This is a genomic window from Bradyrhizobium sp. 62B (genome assembly GCF_030272265.2).
In the GTDB taxonomy this organism is placed as follows: domain Bacteria; phylum Pseudomonadota; class Alphaproteobacteria; order Rhizobiales; family Xanthobacteraceae; genus Bradyrhizobium.
Genome location: NZ_CP092841.2, coordinates 5,673,660 through 5,691,562, shown reverse-complemented (window position 1 = coordinate 5,691,562; position 17,903 = coordinate 5,673,660). Strand labels below are relative to the sequence as shown.

Below are 17,903 nucleotides of genomic sequence, written 5' to 3'. Positions count from 1 at the left end.
CGTTACATCTTGGTAAGGACGCGCTCCCTGTCCAAGTTGTAAGTTGCGTGTCAGCCGCACCGCGCCCATCTTCATGGACATCCTTCCAGAGGAGGTACGTCATGAGGAAGTTCACCATCGCCGCCATCGCCGTGCTCAGCATTGCCGGCTCGGGCGCGGTCTATGCCCAATATCATCGCCCGTGGATGGAGCATGTCCGCCACATGCGCATGAACCCGGAGGACCGCGCCGCCTTCGTCGACGCGCGGATCGCCGCCGTCCATGCCGGGCTGAAGCTCAACGCCGATCAGGAGAAGCTGTGGCCGCCGGTCGAGGCCGCCGTGCGCGACTTCGCCAAGCTGCGCATCGATCGCGCCAATGCGCGGATGAACGGTCCCGGCGACGCCGGCAAGGACGCTGCAAAGGACGCCGACAGGCCGGAAGATCCGATCGCCCGCCTGCGTCAGCGCGCCGAGGACATGGGCGCCAGCTCCGCGGCCCTGAAGAAGATCGCCGATGCCGCCGACCCGCTCTACAAGACCCTGGACGACGGCCAGAAACGGCGCCTCGCCGTGCTGACCCGCCACCGCGGCCCGTTCGGCGGCGGCGAGGACGGCCCGCGCCACTTCATGGAACGCGGCATGGGCCGCATGATGGATCGCGGCATGGAGCACTTCCATCACGAGCGTTTCGACCGCGACGGCGGCGAGGGCCGCGACCGCGAGGGCCGGCTCTGAACAAAGCGGGCTTTTGCGGGGATCAGCCCCGAAATTAACCTTGGCGAAGCCGCTGGAATCCAGCGGCTTTTCGCTTTTCCGGCGCTGTGGAAGAACCTTGGAAAACTTGCGTCCGATCGCTTGCCAGACCCGGATCGCTTTGCTAAACGACCGGCCTCGCAAGGCTTTGACCGGCCTTTCGGGCGCATAGCTCAGTTGGTAGAGCAGCTGACTCTTAATCAGCGGGTCCCAGGTTCGAGCCCTGGTGCGCCCACCAAGCATCCCCTTCAGATCGCTGGTGTATCCTTCGCAACGCGAGGCCGCATGGCGCGCGCCGGCAAGGCTGGGTCACAACTGGGTCACGGTCGCACGGAGATGCGCATCGAAAACCTTGGTGACCTGAGGAGTCAGTTTCGCGCGTATAGAATTTTCGACATCGGGCCTCCGCCGTAACGACTTTTCGATGCGAGTAACGGATTTTCGACGCTCACTTCGAATCCTTGCGCTTCGGTACCCGTCGCCCGCGCAGGAATCCCGCGCTTCGCGTAGACGTCGGCAAGCTCCTGCTCCCGCAGCCCGTTCGCGACGATCAGAGCCCGCACCGCGTCGAGGGGATTCCCGCTGGCGGACGGCGACATCGAGCTCGGCGGCTTCGTCGACGGGTGATTGCGCTCAGCAGGCACGGCCATGGAGAAGGATTCCTCTTGCGGTGAGGGATCGATTTTGTTCTCTATATGTTCTCAAGTCAAATGCTGGGACTGAGGCTGGGGTTGGCGGCCTGTGAATTCGCACGATCACGCTTTCAGAGCAGTGACTTGTCGCCGGGGTTGGAGTGGGGACCGAACATGGCGAAGTCGATTTGCAGAGTGGCGCTTCCACCCCCAAGCAGGCCCGCGTGGGGAGACGGCGCGCCGCCTGGCCGAGAACCAGCGCCCGCGCGCGCCTGCAGACGGCGATGAGGCCCAGTGGGCTGCGGTGCTGCGCGAGGCTGGGAGCGCTAGGTGCCGCGCACTAGGTCGCGACGCTGGTACCGAAACTTCGGCGGCTTGGCGATCATCGTCACTTCGCCGGTCTCGATGTCGACGACCCGTTGGTACGACCACTCGCGGTTGGTACGATCAATCGCGGTCGTCGTGGTCTTTCGCCTTGCGCGAAGGTGGACGCCTCCTCGATCGTATCGAACAATACGGCCAGGTCGTCCCAGCCGCCCTCTGGATAGTAGCCGTTGAGCAGAAATGAGCCAGCCGCAAGGCCGCCCTCGTCCACCGCCCGGTCGAACATTGCATCAAGCAGGTCCATGGCCCTTCCCGCTGCCCCGCTGAAATTCCAGCGGGAAGCTGCGCGTCAGCCCGCGCCACGACAACCTCGATCCGGGTATGGCGAACCCGAAGCGAATCTTAGTCTATGAAGCCGGTTCAGAGCTGATTGGCACTGCGGTTTGCGCTTGTGAGCGCGAGACCAAGGTCGATCCCGAGCGCCAGCACCACGGCGCCGCCGCCGAGTCCGAACAGGACCAGATAGTCACCACCGGTCTGGGCGTAGATCCAGGAGAAGCCGTAAGCGGCCGCTGCCTGGGAGACCGCAAAGCTGGTGGTGGCGTGGCTCCATGTCGCGCGCTGCTGCTCCGCCGAATGCGGCACGAGCTCGTGGATGCGCCCGAGCACCAGCGGCACGATGCCCGGCGTGAAGCCGCCGACCACGACGCTCGATACGATCAGCGAGAGCGGAGCGGCGCTGACGGTCGGCAGCAGCACGGCCGCCGCCTCGATCAGGAACGCGGCGCGCAACGCGGGCCCGAACCCCGAGCGGTCTCCGAGATGACCGGTGACGAGCGGACCGACGATGGCGCCGAGACCGTACAGCACCCAATAGCGCGATCCCGCAGCAATGCCCTGGCCAAGGCCACGCGCAACGAAATCGACGATGAAGACCATGTGCGGCACCAGCGCCACCGCGTTGAGGCCATACTGGAGCAGCAACCCCCGGGCCGCCGCCAAGGCGCGATGGTGCTTCCCAGGACGCGGAGACGGCGCAGCATCACCCTCCGCTTCGGTCGGCCAATTCCACCAGCTTGCAAACGTGAGCAGAGCGGAAAGCGTGCCCAAGCCATACCAGGCCTGTTGCAAGCCCTGTTGCAGCAGCAACGGCACCAGGGTGCCCGACGCGGCGACGCCGAGACCGACTCCGGCAAAGATCACCCCGCCGACAATGCCGCGCCGCGCGACAGATGTGTGCGGCAGGATGACGGAGGCCGCCAGCACCATGATGATGCCGCCGGTCAGGCCAGACAGAAAGCGCCAGGCGAAGAACCAGGCGAACGACATCGGTACCGAGCTTGCGAAGAAGGATAGGGTGGCGAGCAGCATCATGGCCCTTAGTGCCCGGACCGCGCCGATCCGGGCGGCTGCAGTGCGGGCCGCGAGCGCGCCGGCGAGATAGCCGGCAAGTTCGCCGCACCGAGATAGACGACGTCGGATGCGCTGAACCATTTTGCCGCGATCAGGGCGGGGATCAGCGGCGTGTAGGAAAAGCGGGCCAGGCCGAGTCCGATCAACGATGCGGACAGGCCCGCCACCGCATATCGCCAGGTTGCCCGCGATGTTGATCTCGGCCGCGGATGCAGCCGGGTCTCCAGGTGTTGCTTGATCTTTGCATTGGTCATGGCATCCTCCAACGCGCAAGCAGCGCTCGGATCATCCTGTCCGGCTGGTGCGACGGCGCCGGAATCCTGCACAGGCAGGCCGCCCCAGCCCCAATTGTCTGTGTCCACTTCCTCGATTACGACGAAGGTGGCCTCGAGTGGCTTGCCGAGAACGTCGCGCAGCAGCTCGCTCGATCCTTTGATCAGTGCCGCCTTCTCCTCCGCCGACAGCGACGCCGCTCCCGGCGTCGTTCCCTCTCGGGTCACTTGAATGGTGACGATGGGCATGATGCTGCTCCGCGCTCAATGGCCGGCGCTCTGGCCACCGTCGACATGTAGGATCTCGCCGGTGACGAAGGAGGCTCCCTCGAGATAGAGCACGGCATCGACGATGTCGGACATCTCCCCCATGTGGCCGACCGGGTGCAGGGCGCTGAGCTGGGCATGAGTGGCGACCGGATGCATCGGCGACTTGATGATGCCGGGCGACACCGCGTTCACGCGGATGCCGCGCTTGGCGTATTCGATCGCAAGCGACCTGGTTGCGGCGTTCAGCCCGCCCTTGCTCAGCGAGGCCAGCACTGATGGTACGTTCGAGTTGGCCTGGTCGACCAGCGTGGTCGTGATCTGGACGACGTGGCCGAAACCCTGCTTCTCCATCTCCGCGATGGCGAGCTGAGTGACGTGGAAGAAGCCGGCGACGTTGGTGCCCATCACGGCCGCATAATCTTCGGCCGTGTACTGGGTGAATGGCTTGGCGACGAAGATGCCGGCATTGTTGACCAAGGTGTCGACACGGCCGAAGCGGGTGACCGCCTGGGAGACTACGCGCTCGGCGGTGGCCCGGTCGGCGATGTCGCCGGGAATCGCGAGGACGTCCTCGTCGCTTGACGGTTGGACGGAGCGCGCCGTCGCGACGACGCGGTAGTTGCGATCGCGAAAACCCTGAACCAGGGCGGCACCGATACCCTGGGATGCACCGGTGACGATGGCGACCTTCTGCTCGATACCCATGACGGGCTCCTGTTGTTTGTCTTTCAGAACCTGCGCCAGCGCTGGCTGGCTTGGGCATTGAGGTACGCTGCGCTGCCCCGGCTGCGAATATGCGCTGACCGGCAGACATTCTTTCGCGGCGCGAACGAATGCTGAGCGTCATGCAATTGTCGGAGGCAACTTAGCGACGCCCAAGGAGCTTTGTTAGTCTAATAGGAAACGTCTCATCTCAAGGGCTACAGCGTCTATCTGCGTCTCGAGCGCAAAATGGCCCGTATCTAACAGGGCGATATGTGCATCTGGAATATCGCGGCGGAAGGCCTCCGCCCCCGCAGGGGCGAAGAACGGATCATTTTTCCCCCAGACAGCGAGCAATTTCGGCTGTAACTGACGAAAGAAGGCCTGGTAGAGGGGATAACGTTCGATATTGCGCTTGTAGTCCAGTTTGAGGTCGATCTGCAGGTCTGCGTTTCCCGGTCGAGCGAGAATCGCTGCATCGAGTGTAAAAGACTCTGGCTCGATAGTGGATGGATCCGCCACCCCGTGGAAATAGGCTGCCTTAACGCCGTCGAGGCTCATCCGCGCGCGGATCGCTTCGCGCTTGTCGACGCTGGGGCTCGCCCAGTAAGTCAGCAGAGGATCCCACGCCTCCGGTCGTAGGCCCTCGACATAGGCATTGCCGTTTTGGCTGACGATCCCCGCCACGCGATCGGGATAGGTCAACGCAAGATCCCAGCCGACCGGCGCGCCGTAATCGAAGACGTAGAGCACATATCGTTTAAGCTCAATTGCATCGACGAACGCCGCTATCGTGCGGGACAGGGACTCGAAGTCGTAAACATAATTGCGTTCGGCGGGGATTTGCGTGAAGCCGAACGACGGTAGATCGGGCGCGATCAGCCGGAATCGATCTGCCAGCCTTGGCATCAGGTGGCGAAAGTAGAAGGAGGAATTCGCAAAGCCGTGCAGCAACAGCAGGGTCGGCGCGTCGGCAGGACCGGCTTCACGATAGAAGACGTCCAGGCCGTCGGCGCGGACCCATTTGTGACGTGTCCCGCTCGCGGCCTGCGGCACCGAGGCCCGTGGCGGCAAGGCCGTGCCCAGGCCCACGGCCGTCACGCCGCCGGCCAGCACGGCGCGTCGCGAGGCGCCCGATGAGCCTCGATTCGCGGCGACCATTGGCGGCGCGGGTGAGCATGAAAAGTGGATCATGAGAGCCTCCATTCCTCGGGGGACCATCGGATCATCAATGCGATCGCGGACCCCTCAACGGTGCTTGCTGGCTTGCGCGTGCCGGACCAGTTCTGTGATCTCGGGCGTGAACCGGGTCTCACCGGTTTCGAGATACCCGGTCAGTCGGGCCGTGACTTCCTGAAACACCCAGCCATTTCCGTCGGGATCGCTGAATGAAGCGAACGACGCGTAGCTCTTGCGCCGCGGATTGGGGCCAGAGGCCACCCGCTTGCCGTTGGCGTGGTGGAAGATGCCGCCCGTGTCATGGAAGGGCTCGCTGACCGCCACGCCGCGGCGGATCAGGTCGGCGCGGGCCGCTTCGATATCGGAGACGATCAGATGCAGGCCTTGCACGGAGCCGGGAATAGCTGCCGTGACGTTCCTGCCGAAAATCACGGAGCAACCAGAGCCGGGTGGTGTGAACTGGATGACGCGGTAGTCGTCCCCGTCAATGAAGTCGATATCGAGCCTCCAGCCGAGATCGCTGTAGAAGCGTTTTGCGTGATCTACGTCGGAAACCGGGATCACGACGACCTCGAGCTTCATCTCGATTTCGCTTGCTCCAACAGCTTGGGCCGCGGTCTCATTTTTTAGCTCAGTGACGCTCATGTTTAGCTCCTCGGGAAATGATGACAATCGTTGAATTCAAGAAAGAGGCAGCTTCGTGCCTTCACGACGCCGAGGCGACAGCCGGCGCAATCGCGTCACGGAGCGCTGATTCAAGGATGTTGATATCTTGTTCCACGGTGCCGCCACTGACTCCGACTCCGGCGACCAATCGGTCCTCGCTGAGAAGCGGCGCTCCTCCCCCCATCGAACAAAACCGTCCGCCGGAGAGGCCCATTAGTGCGAAAAGGTCCTGCCCGGGTTGCACGAGGGGTGAGAGTTCAGCCGTCCGAAGGCCGACGAGCGCGGACGTGTAAGCTTTCCGTTCCGATAGTTCCGTCGAGAAGGCCGGCGCACCATTCATGCGATGCTTAAGGACGATATTGCCGTGAATATCGATGACGCAAACCGCGACGGGCACCTTGATCCGTGTTGACTGGGCTTCGACGCGGTCCGCGATGTCTTTTGCGAGGGCAAGCATATCCATCGTGTGTCCTTTCTGATTTGAGACAACGGGCGGCCGGGGAAAGCACCGTCGAAGGATGCTTCTCCGACCGCAGCTTGCGTTTACAGAAAACCGCCTCTCGTCGACGATCGACCTACGAAGCTCGGGCGGTGATCGAGGGCCCGGTCTTCTCGTTCAGCGCCGCCATCAGAACCTTCGCGGCCGGGCCCGACGAGTGCGGGTTCTGCCCTGTGATCAATTGACCATCGCTGACGACATGGACGCCCCAGTCCGCAACTTTCGAAAAGACCGCGCCCAGCTTCATCATCTCGTCTTCGACGAGGAAGGGCACCACGTGGGTGAGCCCGACCGCTTCTTCCTCTCCGTTGGTGAACCCGGTGACTTCCTTGCCTTGAACCAGGGGCTTGCCGTCGGGTGCCTTGACGTGTCGCAGCGCGCCCGGTGCGTGACAGACGAGAGCGATCGTCTTGCCGGCACGGATGAAGGACTCGATGAGTTTGATGGAATGTTCGTCTTCCGCGAGATCCCACATCGGGCCATGGCCGCCCGGATAAAAAAGGGTGTCGAAATCTTCCTGCCTGACGCTATCGAGGCGTAGGGTCTTGTCGAGCTGCGCCTCCGCGGCGGCATCCTTCTCGAAGCGGAGTGTCAGGTCGGTGCGGAATTCGGGCTCGTTGCTTTTTGGATCCAGCGGCGGCCGTCCGCCCTTCGGCGAAGCGAGCGTGATCTCGACGCCAGCGTCCTTGAAGACGTAGTAGGGAGCGGCGAGCTCCTCGAGCCAAAAACCCGTCTTTCGCCCAGTGTTGCCCAATTGGTCGTGGGACGTGAGAACCATCAGCACCTTCATGACTGTATCCTTGGATTGTTGTCATTGAATGAAGCGCCACCTGGCACCACGAGAGGGGGATGCTTTGGCGCGATCTCCTCGCTCTCCAATTCTTCGTCGAGCTGACGGGGAATTGCGAAACGAGTGATATAGTCTTACCGGCTGAGGTTGGAGCGTTCACTCATACATTGAGCGACGATCACTAATACGTTGATATGAGCGACGTCTTCCCAATGGTGGAGGATGCGAAAATCGCGGACTACGAATCGCCTTCGCGATGATGTGCCGACGTGGTCCCGATGTCACAAATCGATGACAACGTCGCCGCGCGGTCGCGAGCAGCAGATGAGAAGATTACCGTCGGCCGGCATGTCGAGCGGCTCCGGGCCGTAAACGATGTCTCCGGATACCAGTCCGCTTTCGCAATTGTGGCAAACGCCGGCACGGCAGGCCCACCGGACCGGGACATCGCAGGCTTCCGCGAGTTCCAGGATACTTTGATAGCGCGGATCCCAATGTGCGGCGATGCCGCTGCGCGAGAACGACACCAGCGGGCCTGTCTTGCTGTCGTTTTCCGGGACATGCGCGGCTCGCTTCGTCGCGCCGACGACTCCCGGGGTCATCGTTTCGCCGCCGTTGAAGAGCTCGGTGTGAATGCGCCTTGGCGCGAGGCCGATGGCGGCAAGAGACTGCTTCATGTCGGACATGAAGCGGGCGGGACCGGAGAGATAGACGTCCGCATCGCTTCGGACACCGGCCGCCTCCAGTGCAGACCGCGACAGGTGGCCAATAGCGTCGAAATCCTCGCCCTGCCTGTCCCGTGGGCCCGGCCTGCTGTACCAGACATGGCTGCGGCCTTGGACAAGCGCGGACATGAGGCGGCGGACTTCAGCGGCAAAGGGATGATGCTGCCCATCGCGTGCCGCATGCAGCCACAAGACCGGGCGTGTCGAACCGGTCGCCGCGAGCGCATGTAACATCGAGAGCACGGGCGTCGCTCCGATGCCGGCGCTGAGCAGTACCACGGGCCCGTCGCCAGACTGCAAAATGAAGCTGCCACGGGGCGAACTGACGTCGAGCACGTTGCCCACCCGGATATTCTGCTGCAACCAGGCTCCAGCAACTCCATTCGGCTCGATCTTCACGCTGATGCGGTAGCGATCCGCCGAGGGAGGGCCAGAGAGCGAGTAGCTGCGAAGGAGTAGCAGTCCGGCATCGGCAGGCTTAAGACGCAGGACGACATATTGGCCGGGCAGATGCGGGGTCAACGGCTGGCCATCGGCATGCTGCATCGACAGCGAAAGAACGTCGGCCGACTCCTGCTGGATCGCCATCACCGAGAGCGGTTGAAATCCGGGTGAAGCGGGATGCGTGGCTGAGGCGGGCGCTAGACCAGGGTTGCCACTTCCCGGGGTAGTCGCCTCGTCCTGCAAGAGCGCCTCGAACGACGAGCGCCAGCCGCGCGAGAGGGCCTCGATCCGCAGCGCGCGTTCCAAGCCCTCGCGCGCATGATTGGACGAATAGAGTAGCGCATTGGTCTCCGTGATCGTCATCCGCTCGCTCGCCTCGCCGACTTTCACGATCTCATCGCCGGCGCCCACGTCGCCTTCCTGCAAGACGCGGAAGTAGAACCCGGGGCGCCCGCTGGACGTCAGCAAGGCCGGCATCCGCGGCTCGTTCATCCGGATGCCGACGCGATAGCAGGTCACGCGCGGCTGTGTGACCTCGAACAGTGCGCTGCCGACCCGATAGCGATCGCCGATGCACACGACATCGTCCGTCAGTCCTTCGATCGTGAAATTATCGCCGAACTGACCGTGGACGAAATCGGTCCTGTTCAGTCGTTCCTGCCAGTAGCGATAGGACTCGATCTGGTAGACGAAGACGGCGCGGTGCTCGCCGCCGTGACCGGCCAGATCGCCTTGACCGTCTCCGTCGAGATTGAGCCGCCTGGCCTGGCAGCGGCCCTGAACCGGGCTTTTCCAGATCCCGGTGTGAACGGTGCGGCCCCTCCATGCGATGTCGCGCGGAAGTCCGACATTCACCGACAATAACCGGCCCATGACGCTTCTCCGCAATCGCTGCCCCACTGCTCATTCATATCGAACAGCAAGACCGGCCCCACTCATACGTTGATATGAGCGAGACCTTCCCAACGTTGGATGGTTCGCAGGCGGGTGCGCAGACAGTATGGCCTCGACACTGATCGCTACGCAACGCAGTTGTTACCACGCGAGCGGAGCAGAGGACGGGTGTGACTCATGACCATGCAACAATCCCTGCAGAAGATCGCACGCCGGCGCTTTCTGGAGATGGCCGGCGGAGCAATGACGGCAGCGCAACTCATGCCGGGTCGCGCGGCGAAGGCGACGCTTGTTGTTGAGAGGCCGATCGAACTGGTGGAGGCCGAGAGTCACGGTCCGGCTTCGTCCTTTTCATCGCTCAAGCAGACCGATGCCGGTGTACTCAATGTGGGATATCTCGAAGCGGGGCCCCTCGACGGTCCGGTCGCAATCCTGTTGCACGGCTGGCCGTATGACATTCACAGTTTTAGTGAGGTGACACCGCATCTCGCGTCGGCGGGCTTTCGCGTCATCGTTCCCTATGCGCGTGGGTACGGTTCCACGACTTTCAGGGCGAGCGAGACCCCGAGGACGGGGCAACCGTCCGCGCTTGCGGTCGACACGATCGCTTTGATGGACGCGCTCAACATCAAGCAGGCGATCCTCGCCGGGTTCGATTGGGGTGCGCGCACTGCCGACATCGTGGCCGCGCTTTGGCCGGATCGCGTCAAGGGCATTGTCTCGGTTAGTGGCTACCTGATCGGCAGCCAGGCCGCGGGCAAGGTGCCGTTGCCTCCGAAGGCCGAACTGCAGTGGTGGTATCAGTACTACTTTGCGACGGAGCGCGGCCGCGAGGGATACGAGAAGTACCGGCGGGATTTCGCCGAGTTGATCTGGAAGCTCGCCTCGCCGAAGTGGCAGTTCAGTGACGCGACGTTCGCGCGTAGCGCTGCTGCCTTCGACAATCCGGATCACGTCGACATCGTCATCAACAATTACCGCTGGCGGCTCGGTCTTGCGAAGGGAGATCCCGCCTTCGACGAACTGGAGACAAAGCTGGCGGCGGCGCCGCTGGTTAGTGTGCCGGCCATCACGCTCGAGGGTGATGAGAATGGCGCGCCGCATCCCGATCCGTCGGCTTACGCCAAGAAATTCTCCGGTAAATATCTGCACCGCCTCGTGCGGGGCGGCATCGGCCACAATTTGCCGCAAGAGGCTCCGGCAGCCTTTGCCCAAGCCGTCATCGATATCAGCAAGAGCTAACACGCCGCATCGGCATCAGGAGCAACGCCATGAAGAGTATCATTGATCTCCAGAACAATAAGACGTCAACCCTCGAAATTTGCCAGGACCGCCGCCAGTTTCTTGAAATCGCGGCAGCGAGCATCGCTTCCGTTGGCGCGGCGAACCTGTTCTCGGTGCGTCCCGCCGCCGCCAGTAGCGAGGAGATTCGCCCGTTTCATGTCAATATTCCTAAGGATGCGCTGGATGACCTTCACCAGCGCCTGATGGCCACGCGCTGGCCGGATCGCGAGACTGTCACTGATGATTCCCAGGGCGTGCGGCTGAAAACTATCCAGCAGCTCGTGCAGTATTGGCGGACTGGTTACGACTGGCGCAAGGTGGAAGCGCGGCTCAACGCGTTGCCGCAGTTTGTGACTGAAATCGACGGCGTCGACATCCACTTCATCCACGTGCGCTCGAGGCACGACAACGCGCTGCCGATGATCGTCACGCATGGCTGGCCCGGATCGATCATCGAGCAGCTCAAGATCATCGATCCCCTGACCAATCCGACGGCTCACGGTGCGAGTGTGTCTGATGCCTTCCACCTCGTGATCCCTTCGATGCCGGGTTACGGCTTCTCGGGCCGACCGACGGCGACGGGGTGGGATCCCCAGCGCATTGCGCGAGCCTGGACCGTGCTGATGAAGCGTCTCCGTTATACCCGCTACGTCGCCCAGGGGGGCGACTGGGGCAATGCCGTCACTGAGCAGATGGCGCTGCTGGCACCGCCGGAATTGCTGGGGATTCACACCAACATGCCGGCAACCGTTCCCGACGACATTGCCAAGGCGTTGCAGCCCGGTGGAACAATGCCGTCCGGTTTGTCGGCCGACGAACAGCATGCCTACGAGCAGCTCGACCAGTTCTACAAGCACGGATTGGGCTATGCCATCGAGATGGCGAACCGGCCGCAGACCCTGCAAGGCATCGTGGATTCGCCGTCCGGCCTGGCGGCCTTCATACTGGATCACGACATCCGCAGTTACGAACTCATCGCGCGTGTCTTCGACGGTAAAGAGGAGGGGCTGACGCGGGACGACGTTCTCGACAACGTCACGCTGTACTGGCTGACGAATACGGCGATCTCGTCGGCGCGACTGTACTGGGAAAACAAGCTGAACTTCTTCGAGCCGAAGCACATCGCGATCCCGGCGGCCGTGAGCGTCTTCCCGGACGAGATCTATGCGGCGCCGCGGTCCTGGACGGAACGCGCATATCCGAAGCTGATCCACTTCAACAAGCTCGAAAAGGGAGGTCATTTTGCCGCCTGGGAGCAGCCGAAATTGTTCAGCATGGAGATGCGCGCGGCTTTCCGCTCGTTACGCCAATCGATTTGAAGCGGACTGCGGTCCGGCGGACAACGCAACATCATACCCGATCCAGGGAACAGTCATGAACCGTCCAGAAACAACCTTTCCGCGCCAGGAAATCCGCCTGGAGCGCCGCCTAGCGTCATATTGGCGGGTCACCTTCGATCTCCCTCCGGTCAACATCTTCGGACCGCGGGAGACGATCCGCCTCGCCGAGATCATCACGGCGATTGAGCAGGATGAGCAAGTGAAGGTCGTCGTCTTCGACAGCGCCGTCGATGGCTTCTTCATCACGCATTACGACTTCCTCGCGCCGCTCGAGGAATCGGCGAAGATTCCGGCGGGGCCCACCGGTTTGCAGGCCTTGCCGGATATGCTGGTGCGTCTCAGCAAGGCGCCAGTGGTGTCGATTGCCTCAATCCGAGGGCGCGCGACCGGCGTCGGCAGCGAGCTCGCGCTCGCAAGCGACATGCGTTTCGCAAGCCGCGAGAAGGCGATCCTGTCGCAATGGGAGGTCGGTGCGGGCCTGGTGCCCGGCGGCGGTCCAATGGCGCGATTGCCTCGGCTGATGGGCCGGGGACGTGCGCTGGAGGTGCTGCTCAGTGCCGACGATGTCAACGGCGATCTCGCCGAACGCTACGGCTACGTCAATCGCTCGCTTCCAGACGCCGAGCTGGACGGTTTCGTCGATTCACTGGCGATGCGGATCGCCTCGTTCGACAAGCAGGCGATCGCGGATACCAAGCGATTGGTCGATGTCGCGAGCCTGCCGCCCGATGCAGAAATCAAGCCGGAGTGGGACGCCTTCATCGCGGCACTCGGACGGCCTGCCAGCCAGAAGCGGATCAAGGCCCTGATGGAGCGCGGCTTCCACCGCGCCGGCGATGTCGAAAACCGGCTTGGCTTTTACGTCGGGCAACTCGGTAGCTGAGAAAGATCGCGGCCGGTTCGGCAAGCCGCCGGTTCCATCTTCAATTTGGTTTCAGGTTGACGGGCATCAATCATTGGCAGCACGGCAATTCCGCACGTCGTCGGCACGCGCTTCGATAGCCGGGAAAGAGAGAGACATATGGCCTTTGCCATCACCATCAACGGAATCATGCATAGCGTGGAAGTCGAAGGCGACACGCCGCTACTTTGGGTGCTGCGCGACGTGCTCGGGATGACCGGTACCAAATTCGGCTGCGGCATGGCGCTATGCGGAGCGTGCACAGTCCATATCAATGGCGCTGCAACACGGTCCTGTATCACGACGATCGAAAGCGTCGGCACCTCAAAGATCACCACGATCGAGGCGATCGGCACGACCCGGGCAGGCGAGAAGATCCAGAAGGCCTGGCTCGATCACGAGGTGGTGCAATGCGGCTACTGCCAGTCCGGGCAGATAATGTCCGCCTCCGCGCTGCTCGCCGACAATCCGCAGCCTACAGACAAAGACATCGACGACGCCATGAGCGGCAACATCTGCCGATGCGGTACGTACGTCCGCATCCGCGAGGCAATCAAACTGGCTGCGCAGATGCACGGAAAGGCAGGCTAGTCATGAGCCTCGATCGGACCGTTTCACGTACTTCCGAGACTAGTCTCTCCCGCCGGAGCTTTCTCATCAGCGGTGCCGTTGTCGGCGGTGGCCTCGTGCTGAGCCTCAGTCTGCCAATCGACGGCGGAAAAGCCGCAGCCGCGGAGGAGTTCGCACCAAACACGTTCATCCGTATCGGGAGCGACGGCGAGATCGTGTTGACCATGCCCTATGTCGAGATGGGCCAGGGGACCTACACATCGATCCCTATGTTGATTGCCGAGGAGCTCGAAGTCGGCTTGAGCCAGATTCGTCTCGAACATGCTCCGCCTAATGAGAAGCTCTATGCCAATCCGATGCTGGGCGTGCAGGCGACCGGCAACTCCAACGCATTGCGCGGTGGCTGGAAGCCGCTACGCGAAGCAGGTACGACTGCGAAGGCGATGCTGGTCGCCGCCGCGGCCAAGCGCTGGGGAGTCGATGTCAAGTCGTGCCGTGCGCAGGGCGGTGAGGTGATTCACGAGACCAGCGGAAAGAGCCTCAAATATGGGGAGCTTGCGGCCGATGCCGCACAGATGCCGGTACCGAAGAGTGTCGAATTGAAGCGGCGGGAAGACTTCAAGCTGATCGGCACGCCGGCCAAACGGCTGGACGCGGCTGATAAGGTGAATGGAACAGCCGTCTATGGCATCGATGTCCGCCCGCCCGGGGTAAAGGTCGCCACGCTCGCACAGTCGCCCGTTTTCGGTGGGCGACTGAAGAGCGTGGATGACAGCGCGGCGAAGGCCGTCAATGGTGTGCGCAAGATCGTTCGTCTCGACGATGCAGTCGCTGTCGTGGCCGATCATATGTGGGCCGCAAAAAAGGGGTTGGAGGCGCTCAGGGTCGAATGGGATGGCGGCCCTAATGCCGGGCTATCCACTCAGGATATCGCCCGCGAACTGGGGCAGGCGACACTCAGGCCGGGCGCGGTTGCGCAGAACATCGGCGATGCCGACGGCACCTTGGCCGGTGCCGCGACGACTGTCGAGGCAAGGTACGAGGTCCCGTTCCTGGCGCACGCCACCATGGAGCCAATGAACTGCACGGTCCACTTCCGTGGCGGAGAGTGCGAGATCTGGATTGGCACCCAGGCCATCGCGCGCGTGCAGTCGATGGCGGCGAAAGCTGCCGGCCTGCCGCCCGAGAAAGTTATCGTCCACAATCATCTGCTCGGCGGGGGCTTCGGCCGGCGGCTGGAAGCGGACGGCGCCGTACGTGCGGTCGAAATTGCCAAGCAGGTCGACGGCCCGGTCAAAGTTGTGTGGACGCGTGAGGAGGACATTCAGCACGACCTCTACCGTCCCTATTGGTTTGATCGCCTCACGGCAGGCCTCGACAAGGATGGCACACCGATCGCGTGGAATCACCGATTTGCGGGCTCCTCGGTCATTTCTCGCTGGCTTCCGCCGGCATACGCCAACTGTCTCGACCCGGATTCGATCGAAGGGGCCATCAACCTCGTCTATCGTATCCCAAACTTCCACGTGGAATATGTCCGCGTTGAGCCGCCCGGCATTCCGACCGGATTTTGGCGCAGTGTCGGTCCATCACACAACGTTTTCGTCACCGAAAGCTTCGTCGACGAATTGGCGGCCGCCGCCAAGCGGGACGCGATTGCCTTTCGCCGCGCACTGCTGGAGCACAATCCGCGCGCAAGAGCGGTGCTTGAGCTTGCCGCTGAGAAGGCCGGTTGGGGTCAAGCTTTGCCAAAAGGACACGGCCGCGGGGTCTCGATGCAAAACGCCTTCGGCAGTCTACTCGCGCAGGTCGCCGAAGTTGCGGTCGCGAAGGATGGCTCGGTTCGCGTCCATCGTGTCACTTGTGCCATGGATTGCGGCACCGTGGTCAATCCGAACACGATCGAGGCACAGCTCCAGAGCGGGATCATGTACGGCGTGACGGCAGCGCTATATGGCGAAATCACCCTCAAGAGCGGTCGCGTCGAACAGACTAATTTCGACACCTATCAGATCCTTCGGATGAACGAGGCGCCTTCCGTCGAGGTGCACCTCGTCAAGAGCACGGAGCCGCCGGGCGGCATCGGGGAGACGGGCACGTCGGCGATCGTTCCTGCCATCGCCAATGCCATCTATGCAGCGACGGGCAAACGACTGCGCAAGATGCCGATCGACATCAACGCGCTGAAGCAACCAGCGTGAAGCTAGACAAGACGGTCCATCAACGAGGAGCTATGACATGAACCGTAAGGCAAAAGCAGTGTGGCACGGGACAGGTCGCGCGGGCAGCGGCCACCTGTCGAGCGATTCCGGCGTGCTCGCCGATACGCCTTATTCATTCAAGACTCGCTTCGAGAACGAAAAGGGCACCAATCCCGAGGAACTGGTTGCCGCTGCGCATGCCGGCTGTTTCACGATGGCGTTAGCCTTCGCTCTGCAGGCTGCGGGTTTCACGCCTACGGAACTCTCGACCGAGGCGGCTGTCACGCTGGAGCAGGAAGGAGAGGCGTTCCGCATCGGTCGCTCGGCGCTGACACTGCGCGCGAAGATTCCAAACATCGAAGAAGCTGCTTTCGTCCGCATCGCGGGCGAAGCCGAGAAGAACTGTCCAGTCTCCAAGGTCCTCAACGCGACGATCACGCTCGACGCGAAATTGATCGTATGATGGCAGACGTCCTTGCCAGAAGGAAAGGCTAGAACCATGGCGCGCAATCATCAGCCCGATCAGTCTCGGTTCAGGGCAATCTTGCCCGAAGATATCGACTGGAAGCCGTTCCCAGCATTTCCGACCGGAGCGCGTCTGGCGGTCGTTGTGGGGCATCCCACGGAGCCCGGCCCCTATGTGGTTAGGGTCAAGGTGCCCGACGGCACGAAGCTGATGCCACACAAGCATCCAGAAGACCGCATCTACACGGTGATGTCGGGCGTGTTCTACATCGGTCTCGGTGAGACCTTTGACGGGGACGAGGTCAATGCCTATCCTCCTGGAAGCGTCATCGTTCTGCCCGGCGAGACCTGGCACTTCCATTGGGCGAAGTCCGGTGAGTACGTCACGCAGGTGACGGCGATCGGTCCGCTCGGCCTCGAGTACCACGATCTCTGCGACGATCCGCGTCATCAGCATGCGTAGGGCGAGCCAGGCACCACGCGACGGCAGGCTTTCACCATGATCATCACCGCAATCGAAGCTATCCCGCTACGCATTCCATTCAAGGCCGGAACCAAGTCTGCCTCTTCCGCCTGGGGTGATGGCAATCTGCCTGCCGCCGACTCCTTGCTCGTCAGGGTGGTGACGGATCAGGGGCTGGTGGGGTGGGGCGAGGCCTTCGGGTTTCGCGCGGTTGCATCCGCAAGACTCGCCATTGAGCAACTGATTGCGCCAATTTGCATCGGCCAGGACGCGGCGCAGATCGAGCCGCTGATGGTGAATGTTCAGAAGAAGCTGCACGTCTTCGGACGAGGCGGCGCGTTGTCTTTTGCCATCTCCGCGGTCGACATCGCGCTCTGGGACCTCGCGGGTAAAGCCGCTAATATGCCGCTGTGCGGGTTGCTCGGCGGCGGAGAGAAAGAACTCGATTGTTACGCAAGCCTGGTTCGTTACTCCGAGCCTGCGTGGGTTCGCACAGCCGTCCGGCAGGCGATCGATGCCGGATTTCGCGCCCTCAAGCTTCATGAGATCGAGCTTCCCGCCATTCGCACCGCCCGCGAGGAAGCCGGTGCCGATATCGAGCTGATGCTCGATGTCAATTGTCCGTGGACGCTCTACGAGGCTCGCCAAAAAGCGCAAGAGCTCAAGGCAATCCACTTGAAGTGGCTGGAAGAGCCGATCTGGCCCCCGGAGAATTTTGATGGCCTCGCCGCAGTGAGAGCTTCCGGCATGCCGACCGCGGCTGGGGAGAATGTCTATACCTTGATGGACTTCGAGCGTCTGTTGGCAGCAAAGGCCGTGGACTTCATCCAGCCGAGCCCGGCCAAGATGGGAGGCCTCAGCGAGCTTCGCAAAATCTTTCCGCTCGCCGCAATCCACAACATTCCGGTGATGCTGCACTCCTTCTATGACGGGCCGGGTTTATTGGCGGCCATTCATGCGACAGCGGCGCTAGGGACCGCCGTTTCGATGATCGAATGGCGCTGGTTCGATCTCGAAGCGACGATTTACGGGGACGCGCTGAGGACGAAGGGCGGCAGGATTGCGGTGCCGCAGGGCCCGGGCCTTGGACTTGATCCTGATCCCGATGTCATCAAGGCCTATCGCTGGAAATAGT

Annotated in this window: 17 protein-coding genes, 1 tRNA gene and 2 pseudogenes; 10 read left to right on the top strand and 10 right to left on the bottom strand. The window is 62.4% G+C overall.

Annotation, left to right across the window (positions count from 1 at the left end):
• The first annotated feature begins 101 nt into the window (after nucleotides 1-101).
• Nucleotides 102-716, top strand: a complete 615-nt coding sequence (locus tag ML401_RS27330) for a Spy/CpxP family protein refolding chaperone (RefSeq protein WP_194403790.1) — start codon at nucleotides 102-104, stop codon at nucleotides 714-716.
• A gap of 180 nt (nucleotides 717-896) precedes the next feature.
• A tRNA-Lys gene (locus ML401_RS27325) sits at nucleotides 897-972 on the top strand.
• Nucleotides 973-1,102: 130 nt separating this feature from the next.
• Here the strand turns inward: ML401_RS27325 and ML401_RS27320 are convergent.
• The 10 genes and pseudogenes from ML401_RS27320 to ML401_RS27275 all read right to left on the bottom strand — a co-directional run bounded on the left by ML401_RS27320 (nucleotide 1,103) and on the right by ML401_RS27275 (nucleotide 9,523).
• Entirely contained in the window at nucleotides 1,103-1,384 is a 282-nt protein-coding gene (locus tag ML401_RS27320; RefSeq protein WP_285807587.1) for a hypothetical protein, read from the bottom strand.
• 370 nt (nucleotides 1,385-1,754) lie between these two features.
• Nucleotides 1,755-1,994 carry a hypothetical protein gene (locus ML401_RS27315; RefSeq protein ID WP_285807586.1) on the bottom strand — a complete coding sequence of 80 codons (240 nt, stop codon included), beginning with the start codon at nucleotides 1,992-1,994 and terminating at the stop codon, nucleotides 1,755-1,757.
• Nucleotides 1,995-2,110: 116 nt separating this feature from the next.
• A pseudogene (locus ML401_RS27310) lies at nucleotides 2,111-3,357 on the bottom strand (YbfB/YjiJ family MFS transporter).
• A 31-nt stretch (nucleotides 3,358-3,388) separates the two neighbouring features.
• Nucleotides 3,389-3,624, bottom strand: a pseudogene (locus ML401_RS27305) (4-oxalocrotonate tautomerase family protein).
• 15 nt (nucleotides 3,625-3,639) lie between these two features.
• A complete protein-coding gene (locus ML401_RS27300; protein WP_285807585.1) occupies nucleotides 3,640-4,350 on the bottom strand; it encodes an SDR family NAD(P)-dependent oxidoreductase in 711 nt (236 codons plus the stop codon).
• A gap of 183 nt (nucleotides 4,351-4,533) precedes the next feature.
• Nucleotides 4,534-5,541 carry an alpha/beta fold hydrolase gene (locus ML401_RS27295; RefSeq protein ID WP_285807584.1) on the bottom strand — a complete coding sequence of 336 codons (1,008 nt, stop codon included), beginning with the start codon at nucleotides 5,539-5,541 and terminating at the stop codon, nucleotides 4,534-4,536.
• Nucleotides 5,542-5,595: 54 nt separating this feature from the next.
• Nucleotides 5,596-6,171, bottom strand: coding sequence for a VOC family protein (locus ML401_RS27290; RefSeq protein ID WP_285807583.1), 576 nt, complete (start codon nucleotides 6,169-6,171; stop codon nucleotides 5,596-5,598).
• A gap of 61 nt (nucleotides 6,172-6,232) precedes the next feature.
• Nucleotides 6,233-6,655 carry a heme-binding protein gene (locus ML401_RS27285; protein WP_285807582.1) on the bottom strand — a complete coding sequence of 141 codons (423 nt, stop codon included), beginning with the start codon at nucleotides 6,653-6,655 and terminating at the stop codon, nucleotides 6,233-6,235.
• A 112-nt stretch (nucleotides 6,656-6,767) separates the two neighbouring features.
• A complete protein-coding gene (locus tag ML401_RS27280) occupies nucleotides 6,768-7,481 on the bottom strand; it encodes a type 1 glutamine amidotransferase domain-containing protein (protein WP_285807581.1) in 714 nt (237 codons plus the stop codon).
• A gap of 281 nt (nucleotides 7,482-7,762) precedes the next feature.
• Entirely contained in the window at nucleotides 7,763-9,523 is a 1,761-nt protein-coding gene (locus ML401_RS27275) for an MOSC and FAD-binding oxidoreductase domain-containing protein (protein ID WP_285807580.1), read from the bottom strand.
• A gap of 249 nt (nucleotides 9,524-9,772) precedes the next feature.
• Here ML401_RS27275 and ML401_RS27270 point away from each other — a divergent pair, with 249 nt between their 5' ends.
• The 8 genes from ML401_RS27270 (at nucleotide 9,773) to ML401_RS27235 (ending at nucleotide 17,902) form a co-directional block, all read left to right on the top strand.
• Nucleotides 9,773-10,786 carry an alpha/beta fold hydrolase gene (locus ML401_RS27270; protein WP_376717315.1) on the top strand — a complete coding sequence of 338 codons (1,014 nt, stop codon included), beginning with the start codon at nucleotides 9,773-9,775 and terminating at the stop codon, nucleotides 10,784-10,786.
• A gap of 29 nt (nucleotides 10,787-10,815) precedes the next feature.
• A complete protein-coding gene (locus ML401_RS27265) occupies nucleotides 10,816-12,147 on the top strand; it encodes an epoxide hydrolase family protein (RefSeq protein WP_285807578.1) in 1,332 nt (443 codons plus the stop codon).
• Nucleotides 12,148-12,202: 55 nt separating this feature from the next.
• On the top strand, nucleotides 12,203-13,051 hold the full coding sequence (locus ML401_RS27260) for an enoyl-CoA hydratase/isomerase family protein (protein ID WP_285807577.1): 849 nt from the start codon (nucleotides 12,203-12,205) through the stop codon (nucleotides 13,049-13,051).
• A 138-nt stretch (nucleotides 13,052-13,189) separates the two neighbouring features.
• Nucleotides 13,190-13,660 carry a (2Fe-2S)-binding protein gene (locus ML401_RS27255; protein WP_285807576.1) on the top strand — a complete coding sequence of 157 codons (471 nt, stop codon included), beginning with the start codon at nucleotides 13,190-13,192 and terminating at the stop codon, nucleotides 13,658-13,660.
• Nucleotides 13,661-13,662: 2 nt separating this feature from the next.
• Complete coding sequence (locus ML401_RS27250) at nucleotides 13,663-15,840, top strand: xanthine dehydrogenase family protein molybdopterin-binding subunit (RefSeq protein ID WP_285807575.1); 2,178 nt, start codon at nucleotides 13,663-13,665, stop codon at nucleotides 15,838-15,840.
• 37 nt (nucleotides 15,841-15,877) lie between these two features.
• Nucleotides 15,878-16,303, top strand: coding sequence for an OsmC family protein (locus ML401_RS27245; protein ID WP_285807574.1), 426 nt, complete (start codon nucleotides 15,878-15,880; stop codon nucleotides 16,301-16,303).
• 36 nt (nucleotides 16,304-16,339) lie between these two features.
• Entirely contained in the window at nucleotides 16,340-16,768 is a 429-nt protein-coding gene (locus ML401_RS27240; protein ID WP_376717314.1) for a cupin domain-containing protein, read from the top strand.
• A 36-nt stretch (nucleotides 16,769-16,804) separates the two neighbouring features.
• The gene (locus tag ML401_RS27235; protein WP_285807572.1) at nucleotides 16,805-17,902 is read left to right on the top strand and encodes a mandelate racemase/muconate lactonizing enzyme family protein; all 1,098 of its coding nucleotides are present in this window, start codon (nucleotides 16,805-16,807) and stop codon (nucleotides 17,900-17,902) included.
• Nucleotide 17,903: the final 1 nt, after the last annotated feature.